We start from the raw sequence: 17,968 nt of genomic DNA, 5'->3' as shown, positions 1-17,968 counted from the left end.
CTCCCAGGCTGGAAATTCAGATGGCCAGTTCAGCCGCGCACGCCCCTAGCAAGACATTCGGCGCGCGACAAATTGCGGCGCGCGGGCGGGCCGCGATCGAACGATGGCTGGAGCGCGAGCGCGACCAGCTGGCCTTGTGGATTCCGGTGGCGCTGGGCGCGGGGGCGGCGGCATGGTTCGTCCTGCCCGACCCGCACGGATGGACGGCGGCGCTGCTGGTGGCGACGGGCATCGCGGCGGTCGCGCTGGCGGTGGGGCGGGGCGGACGCGCCGGGGTGGCGCTGGCGACGGCGGGGCTGCTGGTCGCGACCGGGCTGGCGCTGACGTGGTGGCGGGCCGAGCGGGTCGCGGCGCCGGTCCTGCCGCGGGCGACGATCGCGACGGTTGGCGGCACGGTGGCGCGGGTCGAGGCGCTGCCGGCGCGCGGGCTGGTGCGCGTGACGCTGGACGATGTGCGCTGGGACCCGGCGCCCGATCCCGCGCCGGTGCGGGTGCGCGTCAATTTGGACGAGGCGGCGGTGCCGCGCGGGCTGGGTGTGGGCGCGCGGATCGCGGTGCGCGCGCGGATGATGCCGCCCGCGCCGCCCGCGGTGCCGGGCGCCTATGACTTCGCGCGGGTGGCATGGTTCGACCGGCTGGGCGCGACCGGACGCGGCTTCGCCCCCGTGACAGTCACGGTGCCGGCACGCGAGGGCGACGGCATCCGCGCGACGCTGACCGCGCATATCCTGCGCCGCCTGCCGGGCAGCGAGGGCGGGATCGCGGCGGCGCTGGCGACCGGCGATACCGGGGCGATCAGCGACGACGATGCGGAGGCGATGCGGCGCGCGGGGCTGGCGCACCTGCTGTCGGTCAGCGGGCTGCACATCACTGCCGCGGTCGGGATCGTGATGGCGCTGGTGATGCGGCTGCTGGCGCTGTCGCCGCGACTGGCGCTGACCGGGCGGGTGCCGCTGTTCGCGGGGGCGGCAGGGGCGGTGGCGGCGATCGGCTATACCTGGCTGACGGGCGCACAGGTGCCGACGATCCGCAGCTGCGTCGCGGCGCTGATGGTGCTGGCGGCGCTGGCGCTGGGGCGCGAGGCGTTGACGTTGCGGCTGGTGGCGGTGGGGGCGCTGGTGGTGTTGCTCGCGTGGCCGGAGGCGGTGGTCAGCCCGAGTTTCCAGCTGTCCTTTGCGGCCGTGACCGCGATTGTCGCGCTGCACGAAATCCCGCGCGTGCGTGGCTGGTTCGCGCCGAGGGACGAGGCGCGGCTGGCGCAATGGGCGCGGGCGCTCGGCTCGCTGCTGCTGACCGGGCTGGTCGTGGAAGTGGCGCTGATGCCGATCGCGGCGTTTCATTTCCACAAGGCCGGGGCTTACGGCGCCGCGGCGAATATCGTCGCTATCCCGTTGACGACGTTCGTCGTCATGCCCGCCGAGGCGATCGCGCTAATGCTCGACACGCTGGGGCTGGGGGCGCCGGCATGGTGGGTGGCGCATGCGGGTCTGGCGCTGCTGCTGTGGATCGCGCGGACCGTGGCGGCGGCGCCGGGGGCGGTGGCGGCGATACCGGGGATGCCCGCGGGGGCGTTCGGCTTGATGGTGGCGGGCGGATTGTGGGTGGCGTTGTGGCGGACGCGGTGGCGGCTGGCGGGACTGGCGCCGGTCGCGCTGGGGGCCGCATGGGCGCTGGCCACGCCGCCGCCGGACCTGATCGTCACGGGCGACGGGCGCCATCTGGCGTGGCGTGGCGAGGACGGGACGGTCGCGATCCTGCGCGACCGGGCCGGGGACTATGTGCGCGATACGCTGGCCGAAGGGGCCGGACTGGATGCGGAGCCGGCGCTGTTGTCGCAGGCGCGCGGGGCGCGGTGCAACCGCGACCTGTGCTGGCTGGAGCGCGGCCCGTGGCGGGTGCTGGCGACGCGCAGCGCCTATTTCGTGCCGGTCGCGGCGCTGGTGCCGCTGTGCCGGCAGGCCGATGTGGTGGTCAGCGACCGGCGCCTGCCGCGGGGGTGCCGGGGGCGGTGGATGACGCTGGATCGCGCGACATTGGCGCGGACGGGGGGAGTCGCGGTCACGCTGGCGCGGCGCAAGGCGGTGACGGTGCGCCGACCGGGTGACGCGCATCCCTGGGTGCGGCGGGGCGACGGCGGTGGCGGGATGCGAGTCGTGCGCGGTGCGGGTGGTGGACGGTGACGGTTCGCGAGGGTTTGGGACGCGCGAAAACGGGCGTGGGGCGCGGGACATCGCGACGGATGTGGCCGGTGGGGGCGCGTTTGGGCGAGCTGAACCGGGGGCGGCGGGCAACGGTGCGACGGTGATCGGCGCGGGGTTGTTGACGACCGGGACTGCACCCGGGAGGTTGATCGGCGGGCCTGCGGGGCGACCGCGCGGTGAGATCACCGGATTTTGCGCGCGCGGCGCGGTGGATCCCGGATCAGGTCCGGGATGACGGGATTGAGTGTGGCGGGCGGTCAAGCGCAAGCCGTTGAAGTTTATGCCTGCGTTGGCGCTTCTCGCCGTGTTTCTTCGGAGCACGGTGCATGAAGGTGTTGCGACCGCGCGTCGGTATCACCCGCGTGGTGTGCGCGGCGCGATGGACCCCGGATCAGGTCCGGGGTGACAGGGGCGGTGACGGCGCGCCGCCCCCACCCTGCGCCGATCAGTCGTAGCGGCGCAGGATGCCGGCGAGCTTGCCCTGTACCCGCACCTGCGCGGGGGCGTAGCGTTGCGGGTCGTAGGAGCGGTTGGCGGGATCGAGGCGGATCATCGCGCCTTCGCGGCGGAAATACTTCAGCGTCGCCTCGCTATCCTCGATCAGCGCAACGACGATTTCTCCGTCGCGGGCGACCTCCTGCCGGCGGATCAGCGCATAGTCGCCGTCGAGGATGCCGGCCTCCACCATCGAGTCGCCGGCCACCTCCAGCGCGAAATGTTCGCCCGCGCCCAGCAGCGCGGCGGGGACCGGCAGGCTGGTCGAACCCTCGAACGCCTCGATCGGGACGCCGGCGGCGATGCGGCCGTGGAGCGGGATCTCGATCACGTCGTTGGCGGGTTCGGGCGCGGCGCGGCGCGACGGGGCGGGCGCGGGGGTACGCTTCGCATCGGGACGCTCGGGCGCCTTGAGCACCTCCAGCGCGCGGGCGCGATTGGGCAGGCGGCGCAGGTAGCCGCGTTCCTCCAGCGCGCTGATGAGCCGGTGGACGCCCGACTTGCTCTTCAGCTCCAGCGCCTCCTTCATCTCCTCGAACGACGGCGAGACGCCGCTTTCGCTCAGGCGATCCTGAATGAAGCAGATCAGTTCGTGCTGTTTGCGCGTCAGCATCGGCCGGTTTCCCTTCGTCTCGCGAACGTATTGGGAACCTTTATGGAACGTGCGCGGTCCTGCGTCAAGCGATCCGCAGGATTTCCGCCGAGTCGCCCGCCGACGCCGCGGGGGCGTGCGGCGGGCGGACGATCAGGCAGGTCGACCGCGCGAGCGTGCGCAGCATCGAACTGTCCTGGATCGTCGAGGCGAAGACGCGGCCGCCGCGGGTTTCGGCGCGCAGATAGTCGGTGCGCTCCCCATTGGCGGGCAGCGGTTCGCCCAGGATCGCGGTATCGGTGCGCGGCAGCGGATCGGCGGCATGGGCGAGATGCGCGACGAGCGGGCGGACGAACAGGATGGCGGTGACGAACGCCGACACCGGATTGCCCGGCAGCCCGACCACCGCCATCGCGCCGCGCCGGCCCGCCAGCATCGGCTTTCCGGGACGCAGCGCGATCCGCCAGAAATCCAGCGTCACCCCCGCCGCGGCCAGTGCCGGGCGCACCAGGTCGTGATCACCGACCGACGCGCCGCCGGTGGTGACCAGCACATCGGCCTCGACCCGGGTGAAGGCGTCGGTCAGCACGTCAAGCCGATCGGGCAGTATGCCCAGGTCGACGATCTCGATCGCCATGTCGGCCAGCAGCGTGCGCAGCAGCAGGCGGTTGGATTCGGGCAGCGCCCCGTCGCTGGCGGCCGTGCCGGGATCGACCAGTTCGTCGCCGGTCGCCGCCAGCGCGACGCGCACGCGGCGCGCGACGGGGATGCGTGCCACGCCACCGGTGGCGGCCACCGCCAGCCGCGCCGGGGTCAGCCGCTCGCCGGCGTCGACCAGCACGTCGCCTTCGGCGAAATCCAGCCCGCGGCGGCGCACGTTGCGCCCGCGATGGCCGGGTCCTTCGCCATCGAGGAAGAGCGCCGCGCCGTCGCGCCGCGCCTCTTCCTGCACCATCACCGTGTCGGTGCCGGGGGGCATGGCCGCGCCGGTGAAGATCCGTACCGCCTGTCCCGCGCCCACCGGCGCGGCGAAGGACGCGCCCGCCGCGCTTTCGCCGATGACCGCGAACGGGCCGGGCAGATCGGCGAAGCGCAGCGCATAGCCGTCCATCGCCGACAGGTCGCTTGCCGGTTGCGTTCGCGCGGCGACGACGGGTGCGGCGGCGTACCGGCCAAGCGCGTCGGCGAGCGGCACGGCCTCGACCGGCGTCGGGGTGCCCAGGGCGAGCACGCGGGCCTGTGCCTGTGCGACGGGGAGAAGGGACATGGAGGGGTACCGTGATGGGCCGGTGGAATGGGCGGCATTCATGCGGGGAGCGCGCCGGGCGATCAACCCCGCGGAAGAACGCGGATGCTTTACCCTAGATTAAGTATCCCGCGTTTAGGAAGCGCCCCATGATGTTCCGACGCTCCTCGCCCGCCACGCTGGAATCCCGGACCGCTCTGGCCGTGTTCCGCCACTCCCCCGATGCGATGCTGCTGTTCCGCGACGGCGCGTTCGTCGAGTGCAACCCGGCCGCCGAGGCGATCTATGGCGTGCCGCGCGAGAAGATCATGGGGCAGAACCCGGTGGTGTTTTCCGCTCCGAACCAGATCGACGGGCGGCCGACGATCGACCATGTCGGCGAGCGTATCCAGCAGTCCATCGACGACGGGTATGCCCGGTTCGAGTGGCTGAACATGCGTAACGGCGAGATCGTCCGCATGCTGGTGACGCTGATCCCGGTAGTGGTGGAGAAGGGCACCGAGGTGCTGGTGCTGTGCCAGGATATCGGCGAAACCGCCCGGACCGTCGAGGCGATCGGCGACGGGCTGGCGAAGCTGGCGTCGGGCGACCTGACGGTGCGGCTGGACACGCAATTCCCCCCCGAGCTTGAGGTGCTGCGCGCCAGCTTCAACGCGACCGCGCAGAACATGGAACGGTCGATGGCCGATATCGTGGCGGTCACCAGGGGGCTTCACGCCGGTTGCGGCGACATTCGCGCCGCGTCGGACGACCTGTCGCTGCGGACCGAGCGCCAGGCCGCGAGCCTGGAGGAAACCGCCGCGGCGATGGACGAAATCACGTCGACGGTGCGGGTTACCGCCGACACCGCCGGCCGTACCGAGCAGATCGTCACCGACGCGCACCGCGAGGCGGAGGACTCGAGCGAGGTGGTCGACCGGGCAATCCAGGCGATGGCCGCGATCGAGCGGTCGTCGGCGGAGATCGGCGAGATCATCAGCGTGATCGACGGCATCGCGTTCCAGACCAACCTGCTGGCGCTGAACGCCGGGGTGGAGGCCGCGCGCGCCGGCGAGGCGGGCAAGGGCTTTGCGGTCGTGGCCAGCGAGGTCCGTGCGCTGGCGCAGCGTTCGGCGGACGCCGCGCGCGACGTGAAGGCGCGGATCACCGCATCGGTGGAGCAGGTCGACAATGGCGTCGGGCTGGTGACCGAGGCGGGCGGCGCACTGAGCCGGATCACCGGGCAGATGGCGCAGATTTCCAGCCTCGTCCGCGACATCGCGACCGCGGCGCGCCAGCAGGCCGGCGGCCTGGGGCAGATCAACACCGCCGTGTCCGAAATGGACGGCATGACCCAGCAGAACGCCGCGATGGTCGAGCAGAGCACCGCCGCGGCGCGCAGCCTGGCGGACGAAGCCGAGCGGCTCGCGGCGGCGATCCAGCAGTTCCGGCTGAGCGACGGGCACCACGCCGAGCGGGCGGCGCCACGGCGGTTGCGCGCCGCCTGATCCGCCTCGTCGGGGAAGGGGCCGGGCGGCGAGCCGTGGGGCGCCGCAGCCGTGAACGCGATCCGATGCGCCGGTCAGGCGCGCCAGTCACCCGAGCGGCCGCCGCGCTTTTCGAGCAGGCGGATGCCCTCGATCCGCATCGCCTTGTCGATCGCCTTGGCCATGTCGTAGACGGTCAGCAGCGCCAGCGACACCGCGGTCAGCGCCTCCATCTCCACCCCGGTCTTGCCATCGGTCGCGGCCAGCGCGGTGGCGGTGACGCCGTCGTCGTCGATCGCCAGGTCGAGCGACACCTTGGTCAGCGGCAGCGGGTGGCATAGCGGGATCAGGTCGCTGGTGCGCTTGGCCGCCATGATCCCCGCGACGCGCGCGACCGCGATCACGTCACCCTTCTTGACCGCGCCGTCGCGGATCGCGGCGACCGCCGCCGCGCTCATCACGATCCGCCCCGTCGCGACGCCCTCGCGCCGGGTCACCGCCTTGTCGCCGACATCGACCATGTGCGCCGCGCCGTCGGCGTCGAGATGGGTGAGCGTGCCGGCCATGTCAGCCGACCATCGCGCGGGTAGCGGCGGCGACGTCGTTCTGCCGCATCAGCGCCTCGCCGATCAGGAAGCAGTGGACGCCGTGCGCGGCCAGTTCGTCCAGATCGGTGCGGGTCGACAGCCCGCTTTCGGCGACGAAGGTGCAGCCGGCAGGCGCGTGCGTCATCAGCGCATAGGTGCGGCGGAAATCGACCTCGAACGTCTTCAGGTCGCGGTTGTTGACGCCGATCAGCCGCGAGGACAGCTTCGCCGCGCGCTCCATCTCGGCCGTGTCATGCACCTCGACCAGCACGTCCAGCCCCTGTTCGATCGCCGCGGCTTCGCATTCGGCCAGCGCCACGTCGTCCAGCGCGCTGACGATCAGCAGGATCGCATCGGCGCCGATGCTGCGCGCCTCCAGCGCCTGCCACGGATCGACGGTGAAATCCTTGCGCAGCACCGGCAGGTCGCAGGCGGCACGCGCGGCCTTCAGATAGTCCTCATGCCCCTGAAAATAGGGCGCGTCGGTCAGCACCGACAGGCAGGTCGCGCCGCCATCGGCATAGGCGCGGGCGTGCGCAGGCGGATCGAAATCGGCGCGGATCAGCCCCTTGGACGGGCTGGCCTTCTTGATCTCGGCGATCAGCGCGTGGCGCCCCGCGGCGACAGTGCGGTCCAGCGCGGCGCGAAAGCCGCGCGGCGGGGTCTGCGCCGCGGCCAGCGCTTCCAGCGCAGCGCGCGACGTGGCGGCGCGGCGGGTGCGCACCTCCTCGCGCTTGGTGGCGCAGATCGTGTCGAGGATGGTCATGAATAAGCGATCCAGCGGTCGAGAAGGCGGTTGGCGGCGCCGCTGTCGAGCGCCTCGCCCGCGCGGGCGGCGGCATCGGGCAGCGCGGCGTCGCGCCCCGCCAGCACCAGCGCGGCGGCGGCGTTGAGCAGCACCGCGTCGCGATAGGCGCCGCGCTCGCCCAGCAGCAGGCGGCGCAGCGCGGCGGCGTTATAGGCCGGGTCGCCGCCGCGGATCGCCAGCGTCGGGTGGCGCGCGACCCCGGCATCCTCGGGCACGATCCGGTCGGCCATCGCTACCGCGCCGATCGCGACGACGCGGGTCGGGCCGGCGCCGGAGATTTCGTCCAGCCCTTCCTCTCCCGATACCACCAGCGCGGCGGTGCTGCCCAATTGCTCCAGCGCCTCGGCATAGACCGGCGCATAATCGGGGCGGGCGATGCCGATCAGCTGGCGCGTCACATGCGCCGGATTGGAGAGCGGCCCCATGAGGTTGAAGATCGTGCGGCGGCCGATGCGGCGGCGGATCGGGGTGATCCGCTTCATCGCGGGATGATGGTTGCCCGCGAACAGGAAACAGATGCCGATATCCGCCAGCGTCGCCTGCGCCAGCGCGCCGGCGCGTTCCATGTCGAGGCCGAGCATCTCCAGCGTATCCGCCGCCCCCGCCTTGGACGAGGCGGCGCGGTTGCCGTGCTTGGCGACCGGCACGCCGCACGCGGCGACGACCAGGCTGACCGCGGTGGATACGTTCAGGGTATGCTGCCCGTCGCCGCCCGTTCCGCATACGTCGATCGCCCCGGCGGGCGCGGCGATCGGGATCAGCCGTGCGCGCATCGCGCGCGCCGCCTCCGCGATCTCGATGCTGGTTTCGCCGCGTTCGGCGAGCCGCAGCAGGAAGTCGGCGACCGCTTCCTCGCTGGTGCGCGCGTCGAGGATGTCGGCGAACGCCTGCGCCGCGCTGTCACGCGATAGCGGCGACGACGGATCGGGCAGCAGGGCGGTGGCGATCACGCCGCGGCCCGCGTGTCCGCCCCGCGCGGCGCCACGTTCATCCCGCACGCGCGCAGGAAATTGGCGATCAGGTCATGGCCATGTTCGGTCGCGATGCTTTCGGGGTGGAACTGCACCCCGTGGATCGGGAGGTCGCGGTGGCGCAGCCCCATCACCGATCCGTCGCCCGCGGTGGCGTTGACCGCCAGCACGTCGGGCACGTCGGCGACGATCAGCGAATGATAGCGCGTCGCGGTGAAGGGCGAGGGCAGGCCGGCGAACACGCCGGTGCCGTCATGGTCGATCGGGCTGGTCTTCCCGTGCATCAACCCGCCGCGCACCACCGCGCCGCCGAAATGCTGGCCGATCGCCTGATGCCCCAGGCACACCCCGAACAGCGGCAGTCGCGCGGCCGCACAGGCGCCGACCAGATCGAGGGTGATCCCCGCCTCATTGGGGGTGCACGGGCCGGGCGACAGCAGGATGCCGCGCGCGCCGCTGGCCATCGCATGGGCGACGGTCAGCGCATCGTTGCGCTCCACGCGCACCTCGGCGCCCAGTTCCATGACGTAATGGACCAGGTTCCAGGTGAAGCTGTCGTAATTGTCGATCACCAGGATCATGGCGCCTGCCATAGCGGATGCGCGCCCCTTCGCAACACCCGTCGGCCGGTCATGTTCATGGCGGAGAAAAGCGCGCCGATGTACGTTGTCGGACCACAGGAGAATTATCATGCTGCGTCCGGCCCTTGTCGTCGCCCTGCTTCTTGGCCTGCCCGCCGCGGCATCGGCGCAGAGCGCCAGCGCGGGGGAAACCGGCCGAACGCCGCAGCGCGTCCGCAGCATCACCCTGCAGGCGAACGAAGCCTGTCCGAAGGCGGAGGGCGACGAGATCGTCGTGTGCAGCCGCATCAATCCGCAGGAACAATATCGCATTCCCAAGGAGTTGCGGAACACCGCCGAGCCGGCCGCGAAGAACCAGGCGTGGAACAACCGCGTCGCGGTGGCGGACCGTACCGGGCGCACCGCGGCGGGCCTGCCGGACAGCTGCTCACCGGTGGGAACGGGCGGGCAGACGGGCTGCTCGATGATGTGGAACCAGGCGTTCGCGGCGGAAAAACGCGCGGCGGAGAAGAACGATTCGATGATCCCCGGCGGCCGGGAGCCCTGATCGGGGCGGCGTGAGCGGGATTTTCTCGCGCAGAGACGCGGAGGCGCAGAGAGGTTTCGCGCGGCGCGGTCGCTGTCCTGTTTGTGCGAATGCAGATGAGGATGCCGCTGCGCGGGTGAGGGCAGGACGTCTTGGCGTCTTTGCACGAACTTTCTTCTGACGGCTCCGTCGCAGGTGGCCCTGTAGACGTTCCATCGTCATGCCGGACTTGTTCCGGCATCCACCGCGCCGCGTACGCACAAGGCGTTGATTTTGCGGGACGGTGGACCCCGGAACGCGTCCGGGGTGACGACAGGTTTGCGGCGAATGTTGTGACGCGATCCGACGGGCGCGTTGCTCTACCGCACCGCTACTGTCCGAAGCGTGGCTCCGCTGCGCGGGCGATGGCTTCGCGGGCGGCGGCGAGGAGCGCGCCGGACTTGGCCTCGCATTCGCGCTGTTCGTAGGCGGGATCGCTGTCGGCGACGATGCCGGCGCCCGCCTGGACGTGGATGGTGCCGTCCTTGACCACCGCGGTGCGCAGCACGATGCACGAATCCATCGACCCGTCGGGGGAGAAATAGCCGACGCCGCCGGCATAGGCGCCGCGCTTCTCGCTCTCCAGCTCGGCGATGATCTGGCATGCGCGCACCTTGGGCGCGCCGCTGACGGTGCCCGCGGGGAAGCCGGCGAACAGCGCGTCGATCGCATCGTGGCGATCGTCCAGCCGCCCGACCACGTTCGAGACGATGTGCATGACGTGGCTGTAGAATTCGACGGTGTAGCTGTCGGTGACCTGCACCGTCCCCGCGGCGGCGACGCGGCCGACGTCGTTGCGGCCGAGGTCGAGCAGCATCAGATGCTCGGCGCGCTCCTTGGGATCGGCGAGCAGGCTGTCGCGGTTGGCGGCATCCTCCGCCGCGGTCTTCCCGCGCGGGCGGGTGCCGGCGATCGGGCGGATCGTCACCTCGCCGTCGCGCGCGCGCACCAGGATTTCCGGGCTGGAGCCGGTCAGCGCGAAGCCGGGCAGGTCGAGGTGATAGAGGAACGGCGACGGATTGATCCGGCGCAGCGCGCGGTACAGCTCGAACGCGGGCAGTGGGAAGGGCGCGGTGAACCGCTGCGCCAGCACCACCTGAAAGATGTCGCCCGCGGCGATATATTCCTTCGCCGCGGCGACCATCTCGCCATAGCGGCCCTCGGGCAGCACCGGGGTCAGCGCGATGTCGAGCGCATCGGCGCGCATCGGCGCGGGGAGCGTGGCGTGCGCCAGCCGCGCCTCCACCGCGTCGAGCCGGTCGTGCGCGGCGGCGACGATCGCGGCGGGATCGCCGCCGGCATCGGGCCACACCGGCGCGACGAGGAACAGCGCGTCGGCCAGCCTGTCGAACACCAGGATGACGGTGGGGCGCACGAACATCATGTCGGGCAGGCCCAGTGCGTCCGCCTTCGGCGCTGGCAGCTTTTCGACCAGCCCGATCGTCTCGTATCCGAAATAGCCGACCAGGCAGGCGAGCGCGCGCGGCAGTTCGGCTGCCACGTCCATGCGGCACGCGGCGACCAGATCGCGCAGGCTGTCGAGGGTCGGCTTGCCGGTGGGGACGAAGGCGTCGCGATCGTCGAGCCAGCGCGGATTGACCTCCGCCACGTCACCGGCGGCGCGCAGCACCAGATCGGGGGCGAGGCCGATCAGGCTGTGGCGGCCGCGCACCGCGCCGCCCTCCACCGATTCGAGCAGGAAGTCGCCGCGTCCCGGCTCGATCAGCTTGAGCGCGGCGGCGACCGGGGTTTCGGTGTCGGCGATCCGCCGCCGCCACACCAGCGCCGGGCGCCCGGCGGCCAGTGCGGTCAGCGCCGCGCTGTCGGCCGCGTCACTGGTCGGTGCCGCCACCGACAAGCTCCTTCTTCAGCTGGTCGACCGCGGTCTGGTTGCGCTTCACCCCCTGATGCTGCGCGACGGCGCGCGCGAACTGATCGGCATATTCGCGGCCGATCACCTGGCCCAGATCGGTGCGGGTGGCGGCGATCACGCCCTGCTGCTTCGCCGCATCGCCGGGCGTGACGCGGTCGAGCCGCTCGATCAGCATCCCGTTCGCCTCCGGCGATTCGATGGTGCGCGCGGTACCCGACTTGAGCGCGAACAGCAGCGCGAGCACCGGGTTGCCGCGGCCCTGCGCCGCCAGCTGCGCGCGGGTCGCCTCGATCGGGCGCGGCGCGGGCGCCTTCACCCCCGATTGCGCCAGAGCGGCGGCGAGCGACGTGCCGGCGTTCACCTTCGCCACGATCGCGCGCGCGGCGGCGCGTGCGGCGGCACGGACGCGATCGGTGGTGATGTCGGCGACGACACGCTCACGCGCCTTGTCGAGCGGCACCGGGGTGGCGCGTACGATGCGGTCGAGCGCGACGACCGCGAAGCTGCCGTCCTGCCCCAGCGGCACGGTGGTCGGCGTGTCGCCTTCCTCCGCGGCGAAACCGGCGGCGACGACCTGCGCCAGCGCAGGATCGGCGGGCGCCTGCGGCTGATCGGGGTTGGTGCCGTTGGCCAGCAGCGCGGGCGTCGCCTGTACCGACAGCTTCTGGTCGGCGGCGACTTCGTTGATGTTGGCGTTGTCGCTCAGCGAATCCTCGATCCTGTCGCGGATCTTCCCGATCGCGTCGGCGGCCTTCTGCTGGCGCAGCTTGGCGACCAGTTCGGCGCGCGCCTGTTCCAGCGTCTTGCCGGCGACCTGCGTCACGCCCTCGACGCGCGCGACGACGAAGCCGATCGGGCCGCGGACCGGGCCGACGACGCCATTGGCGGGCGCGGCGAACACCGCGTCGGCGACCGCGGCGGAGGTCTGCTTCGCGAGTGCGTCCTTCTCCGTCTTGGTGACCGTACGCGCTTCCAGCCCGGCGGCGCGCGCGGCCTGCGCGATCGGGGTGCCCGCCTTCACCTTGTCGGCCAGCGCCTGTGCCGCCTTCTGGTCGAGCACGGTGACGAGCGCGACGTCGCGCTGCTGCTTGGCGGCGTAGGTCGCCTTGTCGGCGTTATAGGCTTGCGCGATCTCGGCATCGGTCGGGTTGGTCTGCCCGGCGACCTGCTGCGGCCCGACGATCGCGTAGCGGATCACGCGGCGTTCCGGCGTGGTGTAGCGCGCGATATTCTTTTGATACCATTGCTTCACCTCGGCATCGCCGGGCGCGGCGCCGCGCGGCATCGCGGCATAGGGGATCAGCGTCACTTCGCCCGCGCGGCGTTCCAGCAGCAGCGAGGCATAGGGCAGCGCCATGTCCTGCGGCACCTGGCTGGCGCCCTGCGTCGGGACCAGCAGGAACTGCGCCATCGTCTCGCGCGCGATGTCGCGCTGCACTTGCGCGTCGGTCAGCCCGCGCTGCGCGATCAGCGCCTCATAGGCGCGCTGGTCGAACTGGCCGGTCGGGCCGGCGAAGGCGGGAATCGCCTTCAACTGGCTGCCGATCAGTGCGCGGCTGATGCGCATCCCCTGATCTTGGCCGAAGGTTTCGAGCGCCAGCCCGGTGATCGCGCGGCCCAGCAGCGCCTCCACCCCGCCCTGCGCCACCAGCTGCGGCATCGTCACGTCGGGCTGCTGCTGGCGGGCGAAGCGCAATTCGTCCTGCGCGGCGCGGCGGATGTCGTCGGTGGCGACGCTCTGCCCGTCGACCGAGGCGATCGGATTGCCCAGGATCCCGCGCCCCGCCGACGCCAGACCGGTCACGTCGCCCGCGGCAAAGGCGATCGCGATGACGATCAGGATGCCGAAGGTGATGATGACACCGACCTTCGAATAGATGATCCGGCGAATGGAGCTGAGCATGGAAGCGGGAAACCGGCCCTGTAAGAGAAGCCGCACGCTTTAGGGGCCAGTGGCGGTGGCATCAAGCCGCGAGGGTGGCTAACGCGGACGACGGGTTGATATCGGGAGGATCGGATGGTGCGGCGCAAGCTGGTGGCGGGAAACTGGAAGATGAACGGCAGCCTGGCGGCGCTGGCCGAGCTGGAGGCGATCGCCACGGCGGCGGCGGCACGCAGCGACGTCGACGTGGCGATCGCGGTGCCCGCGACGCTGATCGGCGCGGCGCATGCCCGCGTCCCCGCGCTGGCGATCGGCGCGCAGGACGTCCACCCGGCGGAAAAGGGCGCCTATACCGGCTGCATCTCCACCACCTTGGCTAAGGAGGTGGGCGCGACCTTCTCGATCGTCGGGCATTCGGAGCGCCGCGCCGACCAGAACGAAAGCGACGTGCTGGTGAAGGCCAAGGCGGAGGCGCTGCACAAGGCCGGGATGACGGCGATCGTGTGCGTAGGCGAGACGCTGGAACAGCGCGACGCGGGCGATGCCGAGGCGGTGGTGACCGCGCAGGTCGCCGGATCGCTGCCCGATGGCGCGGCGGCGGACTGGTGCGCGATCGCCTACGAACCCGTCTGGGCGATCGGCACCGGGCGGACGCCGACGGCCGCGGACGTCGCGGCGATGCACGGCGCGATCCGCGCGACGCTGCGCGACCTGATCGGCGAGGATGCCGACGCGATGCGGCTGCTGTACGGCGGTTCGGTGTCGGGCGCCAATGCGGCGGAGCTGCTCCACACCGCCGATGTGGACGGCGCGCTGGTGGGCGGCGCCAGCCTGACCGCCGCCGCGTTCGTGCCGATCATCGAAGCGGCGTGAGGACTAGGCGTAACGCCCCTTGAGCAGTTGATAGGCGGCGCGCAGGCCATAGGCCTCGCCGCCCTTCGGCCGCGCGGGCTTGCCCGCCGGGCGCCAGGCGAAGGTGTCGAGATGCGCCCAGGGGGTGCCGGCCGGGACGAAGCGGCGCAGGAACAGCGCCGCGGTGATCGCGCCGGCGAACCCGCCATCGGGGGCGTTGACCATGTCCGCGATGTCGGAGCGGAGCATGTCGTCATACCCGTCCCACAGCGGCAGGCGCCACAGCGGGTCGCGCACCGCCGCCGCCGCCGCGAACAGATCGGCGGCGAGCGCATCGTCGTTGACGAAGGTGGCGGGCAGGTCCGGCCCCAGCGCGACGCGCGCCGCGCCGGTCAGCGTCGCGAAATCGAGGATCAGGTCGGGCGCCGCCTCGCCCGCCTTCGTCAGCGCATCGCCCAGGATCAGCCGCCCCTCGGCATCGGTATTGGTGTTTTCCACCGTCACGCCGGCGCGCGTCGCCAGCACGTCGCCGGGGCGGAAGGCATTTCCGGAAATGGCGTTTTCCACCGCCGGGATCAGCAGGTGCAGACGCACCCGCAACCGCGCCTGCATCACCAGCCCGCCCAGCGCCAGCGCGTGCGCGGCGCCGCCCATGTCCTTCTTCATCAGCCGCATGCCCGACGACGGCTTGATATTCAGCCCGCCCGAATCGAAGCACACGCCCTTGCCGACGATCGCGATGCGCGGATGCGCGGGATCGCCCCATTCGACCTCGATCAGGCGCGGCGCGCGATCCTTCGCCGCGGCTTGGCCGATGGCGTGGATCATCGGATAGCCTGTGGCGAGCGCGTCGCCGCGCGTGACCGTGACGGTCGCGCCATGCGCGGCGGCGAGCGCATCGGCCTCCGTCTCCAGCTCCGCCGGCCCCATGTCGCTGGCGCCGGTGTCGACCAGATCGCGCACGCGCGCGGTGGCGGCGGCGATGCGCACCGTCTCGTCGATCGCGGCGACGTCCGGTGTCAGCAGGATGCGCGCGCCGACTGGATCGGGCTTGCGATAGCGGGCGAAGCGATGCTGCGCGAGCAGCCAGCCCAGCCCGGCCGCCCCGACCGTTCCGTCGCCGGCCAACCGGTACGTCCCCTCCGGCAGGCCATCGCCCAGCGAGGCGATCCGCCACGGTGACTCCAGCGGCTCGTCGCACAGCAGCAGCATCGACCAGTCGTCCGCCGCCTCGCCCGGCAGGATCGCGCGATTGCCCGCCTTGCCCGTGACGCGCGCGGCCGTGACCGCGGTGCGCACGCGCGCGGGCTGGGCGGCGAGCCAGCCGGCATAATCCTCCGGCCGGACGACGTGGATGGTGCGCGCGGGCTGGCCGCGATCGGGCTGGAGAAGGGCGGCAAAGTCGGTCATCGCGGGACCAAAGCAGGACTTTAGGGCGCGCGCAACGGATGGTTCCCTTGCGCGCCCGGCCACCCTACATCGCCGCGCATGACCACGCATTCGACTCGCATGTTGATCCTCGGTTCCGGCCCGGCCGGACTGTCCGCCGCCATCTATGGCGCACGCGCCGGGATGAAGCCGATCGTCGTCCAGGGCATCCAGCCCGGCGGCCAGCTGACCACCACCACCGATGTGGAGAACTACCCCGGCTTCGCCGACGTGATACAGGGGCCGTGGCTGATGGAGCAGATGCAGAAGCAGGCCGAGCATGTCGGCACGCAGCTGATGTGGGACACGATCGTCGAGGTCGACCTGACCAGCCGCCCGTTCCGCCTGACCGGCGATGGCGGCGACGTGTACGAGGGCGAGGTGCTGGTTATCGCCACCGGCGCGCAGGCCAAGTGGCTGGGGCTGGACAGCGAGGACGCGATGAAGGGCAAGGGCGTCAGCGCCTGCGCCACGTGCGACGGCTTCTTCTATCGCGGCAAGAAGGTCGCGGTGATCGGCGGCGGCAATACCGCGGTGGAGGAGGCCTTGTACCTCACCAACCATTCCGACGACGTCACGCTGATCCACCGCCGCGACAGCCTGCGCGCCGAGCGTATCCTGCAGGAGCGGCTGTTCGCGCATCCGAACATCAAGGTGCTGTGGAACAAGGAAGTGCGCGAGTTCGTGGACGGCGGCGGCACCGCCGGGCTGGTCGCGCTGGAGCTGGAGGACACCGTCACCGGCGAGCATTCGCGGCTGGACGTGGAGGGCGGGTTCGTCGCGATCGGGCATCACCCGGCGACCGAGCTGCTGCGCGGTCATCTGGAGCTGGACGCGGACGGTTACGTCGCGGTGCAGCCGGGATCGACGCGCACCAGCGTGGCGGGCGTGTTCGCGTGCGGCGACGTGATGGACAAGACCTATCGCCAGGCGGTGACCGCCGCCGGGACGGGATGCATGGCGGCGCTGGACGCCGAACGCTTCCTGGCGGCGGCGGAGTTCGAGGCGGTCAGGGAAGCGGCGGAATAGCCAGCGCGCGGGCGACCGCCTGCGCCAGCGCCTCGCCCTCGGCGGCGCGCGCGAAACTGTGCGATGCGCCGTCGATCGTGACGGTGTGGACGGGCAGGCTGCGCGCGGCATCCGCATAGGCGATCGCGGTCGCATCCCCGGCGGCGAGGATGACGGTGGCATCGTCGCCCCATGCGCGGATCGCCGCGACGATGCGCGCGGCCGGCGCGGGCGGGCGGGGCGTGCGGACCAGCTTGCGCAGCCCTGCGGCGAGCCGGCGCAGGTCGACCCCGCCGGTGACGAGCCGCCGCCATTGTGCCGGATCGCGCAGCCGTTCGCGATAACGCGCGCGGATCGCGGCGGCGGGGGGCAGGGCGTCGGCTTCGTTGCCGGTCCAGGGATTGGCGAGGATCACCGCGTCGACGCCGGCGGCGCGCCCCTCCAGCGCGAGCAGCGCGGCGGCATCGCAATTGCCGAGCGCGACGAGGCGGCGCAGCTGCGGCTTGGCGGCGCGGAAGGCGGTGACGGCGGCGCGCAGATCGGGGCCGGCGGCGGCGAAACCCGGGTCGCTGCCGCTCGAATCGCCGATACCGCGCCGGTCGTAGCGGAACACCGGCACGCTGCCCTGCGCCAGCCGTGCGGCGAGCAACGCCATGCCGCGATGCGCGCCGACGCGAATCTCGGCCCCGCCCGACACGATCAGCAGGCCGGTGTCGCCGGACGCCGCATCGAGCGTGCCGGCGAGCCATTCGCCCGCGCAGGGGAACACGGTCAGCCGGCGATCCACGCCGCGATATCCTGGGCAAGCGCATCGGCCAGCGCGGGGTCGGCGACCGCCTCGGCCGCGCGCCATGGCGGGGCGCCGGCAAGGTGACGATCGGCGGGGCGCGGATCGCCCGCCAGCCGCACCACGCGGGTGCGGGCGCCATCGGGGAGGGGGGCGTGGGCCAGATCGTCGATCATCGCATCGGCGATGGTGTTGCCGGCGTAATCCTGACTGCCGCCCGCCGCGCGCAGCCGCCGCAGTTCGCGCGCCTGTTCCGCGCCCGTCAGCGGTGAGAGATGCCAGCCCGACGCGGCGGCGATGGTGGCGGCGGCCATGGCGCCGCCGCGCAGCGCCACCAGATGGATCGGTCCGGGCAGCGTCGCTGCGGCGGCGGCCGCCGCCTCGCGCCATGTCGACAGGCGTGCCGCAGCGGTGGGGAGCGGGCTGTCGCCCTGGCCGGGCAGGTCGGGAAGCGCGCCGGCGATCCCGTGGTCGGCCAGCCGGCGCAGCACGGCGACCAGCAGCGTGCGGGTGCGGTTCGCCTCCTCGAACAAGGCGGGCAGCGCGAGGATCGTCGGGCCGTGATCGGGGCCGAGGCGCAGCATCGCCTCCCGCCCCGACGGCGGATCGTAGACGGTGTAGCGCGC

16 protein-coding genes are annotated in these 17,968 nt (G+C 72.1%); 5 read left to right on the top strand and 11 right to left on the bottom strand.

From position 1 onward, the window contains the following. Positions 1–20: 20 nt before the first annotated feature. Positions 21–2,180 (top strand): ComEC/Rec2 family competence protein, encoded by a 2,160-nt coding sequence (locus COA07_RS03970; RefSeq protein ID WP_211280938.1) that lies wholly within the window; start codon positions 21–23, stop codon positions 2,178–2,180. A 466-nt stretch (positions 2,181–2,646) separates the two neighbouring features. Here COA07_RS03970 and lexA read toward each other — a convergent pair whose 3' ends face one another. Then, positions 2,647–3,309, bottom strand: a complete 663-nt coding sequence (gene lexA / locus COA07_RS03965) for a transcriptional repressor LexA (RefSeq protein ID WP_066711802.1) — start codon at positions 3,307–3,309, stop codon at positions 2,647–2,649. A 64-nt stretch (positions 3,310–3,373) separates the two neighbouring features. Beyond that, positions 3,374–4,555 (bottom strand): molybdopterin molybdotransferase MoeA, encoded by a 1,182-nt coding sequence (locus tag COA07_RS03960; RefSeq protein ID WP_066711801.1) that lies wholly within the window; start codon positions 4,553–4,555, stop codon positions 3,374–3,376. A gap of 128 nt (positions 4,556–4,683) precedes the next feature. Between COA07_RS03960 and COA07_RS03955 the strand changes: the two genes are divergently transcribed. Then, positions 4,684–6,021: a methyl-accepting chemotaxis protein gene (locus COA07_RS03955; RefSeq protein ID WP_066711800.1), complete on the top strand. Its 1,338-nt coding sequence runs from the start codon at positions 4,684–4,686 to the stop codon at positions 6,019–6,021. 74 nt (positions 6,022–6,095) lie between these two features. On the opposite strand, the gene moaC is transcribed toward COA07_RS03955, so the two are convergent. The 4 genes from moaC to COA07_RS03935 are packed head-to-tail and all read right to left on the bottom strand — an operon-like array spanning position 6,096 to position 8,947. Next, positions 6,096–6,566 (bottom strand): cyclic pyranopterin monophosphate synthase MoaC, encoded by a 471-nt coding sequence (moaC, locus tag COA07_RS03950; RefSeq protein WP_066711799.1) that lies wholly within the window; start codon positions 6,564–6,566, stop codon positions 6,096–6,098. 1 nt (position 6,567) lies between these two features. Continuing rightward, a complete protein-coding gene (gene trpC, locus COA07_RS03945) occupies positions 6,568–7,353 on the bottom strand; it encodes an indole-3-glycerol phosphate synthase TrpC (RefSeq protein ID WP_066711798.1) in 786 nt (261 codons plus the stop codon). Further along, the gene (gene trpD, locus COA07_RS03940; protein ID WP_096640533.1) at positions 7,350–8,345 is read right to left on the bottom strand and encodes an anthranilate phosphoribosyltransferase; all 996 of its coding nucleotides are present in this window, start codon (positions 8,343–8,345) and stop codon (positions 7,350–7,352) included. Before trpD ends, trpC begins: the two co-directional genes overlap by 4 nt. After that, the gene (locus COA07_RS03935; protein ID WP_066713180.1) at positions 8,342–8,947 is read right to left on the bottom strand and encodes an anthranilate synthase component II; all 606 of its coding nucleotides are present in this window, start codon (positions 8,945–8,947) and stop codon (positions 8,342–8,344) included. The genes trpD and COA07_RS03935 overlap by 4 nt, the downstream gene beginning before the upstream one ends. Before the next feature lie 109 nt (positions 8,948–9,056). Between COA07_RS03935 and COA07_RS03930 the strand changes: the two genes are divergently transcribed. After that, positions 9,057–9,494, top strand: a complete 438-nt coding sequence (locus COA07_RS03930) for a hypothetical protein (protein ID WP_066713183.1) — start codon at positions 9,057–9,059, stop codon at positions 9,492–9,494. Between the two features lie 349 nt (positions 9,495–9,843). Here COA07_RS03930 and trpE read toward each other — a convergent pair whose 3' ends face one another. Then, positions 9,844–11,364, bottom strand: coding sequence for an anthranilate synthase component I (trpE, locus tag COA07_RS03925; protein ID WP_096640455.1), 1,521 nt, complete (start codon positions 11,362–11,364; stop codon positions 9,844–9,846). Further along, positions 11,345–13,288 carry a peptidylprolyl isomerase gene (locus tag COA07_RS03920; RefSeq protein ID WP_066711965.1) on the bottom strand — a complete coding sequence of 648 codons (1,944 nt, stop codon included), beginning with the start codon at positions 13,286–13,288 and terminating at the stop codon, positions 11,345–11,347. The genes trpE and COA07_RS03920 overlap by 20 nt, the downstream gene beginning before the upstream one ends. Before the next feature lie 114 nt (positions 13,289–13,402). Between COA07_RS03920 and tpiA the strand changes: the two genes are divergently transcribed. After that, complete coding sequence (gene tpiA / locus COA07_RS03915) at positions 13,403–14,140, top strand: triose-phosphate isomerase (protein WP_066711967.1); 738 nt, start codon at positions 13,403–13,405, stop codon at positions 14,138–14,140. Between the two features lie 3 nt (positions 14,141–14,143). On the opposite strand, the gene COA07_RS03910 is transcribed toward tpiA, so the two are convergent. Further along, the gene (locus COA07_RS03910) at positions 14,144–15,529 is read right to left on the bottom strand and encodes a leucyl aminopeptidase family protein (RefSeq protein WP_066711969.1); all 1,386 of its coding nucleotides are present in this window, start codon (positions 15,527–15,529) and stop codon (positions 14,144–14,146) included. Between the two features lie 78 nt (positions 15,530–15,607). Between COA07_RS03910 and trxB the strand changes: the two genes are divergently transcribed. Further along, complete coding sequence (gene trxB / locus COA07_RS03905; protein WP_066711971.1) at positions 15,608–16,576, top strand: thioredoxin-disulfide reductase; 969 nt, start codon at positions 15,608–15,610, stop codon at positions 16,574–16,576. On the opposite strand, the gene COA07_RS03900 is transcribed toward trxB, so the two are convergent. Next, the gene (locus COA07_RS03900) at positions 16,557–17,342 is read right to left on the bottom strand and encodes a hydrolase 1, exosortase A system-associated (protein WP_245841988.1); all 786 of its coding nucleotides are present in this window, start codon (positions 17,340–17,342) and stop codon (positions 16,557–16,559) included. The genes trxB and COA07_RS03900 overlap by 20 nt on opposite strands. After that, positions 17,327–17,926 carry an alpha/beta hydrolase family protein gene (locus COA07_RS03895; protein ID WP_096640451.1) on the bottom strand — a complete coding sequence of 200 codons (600 nt, stop codon included), beginning with the start codon at positions 17,924–17,926 and terminating at the stop codon, positions 17,327–17,329. The genes COA07_RS03900 and COA07_RS03895 overlap by 16 nt, the downstream gene beginning before the upstream one ends. Positions 17,927–17,968 lie beyond the last annotated feature (42 nt).

The organism is Sphingomonas adhaesiva (assembly GCF_002374855.1).
In the GTDB taxonomy this organism is placed as follows: domain Bacteria; phylum Pseudomonadota; class Alphaproteobacteria; order Sphingomonadales; family Sphingomonadaceae; genus Sphingomonas; species Sphingomonas adhaesiva.
The sequence above is the reverse complement of the archived record's forward strand: the minus strand, read 5'-3'. Positions and strand labels throughout refer to the sequence as shown.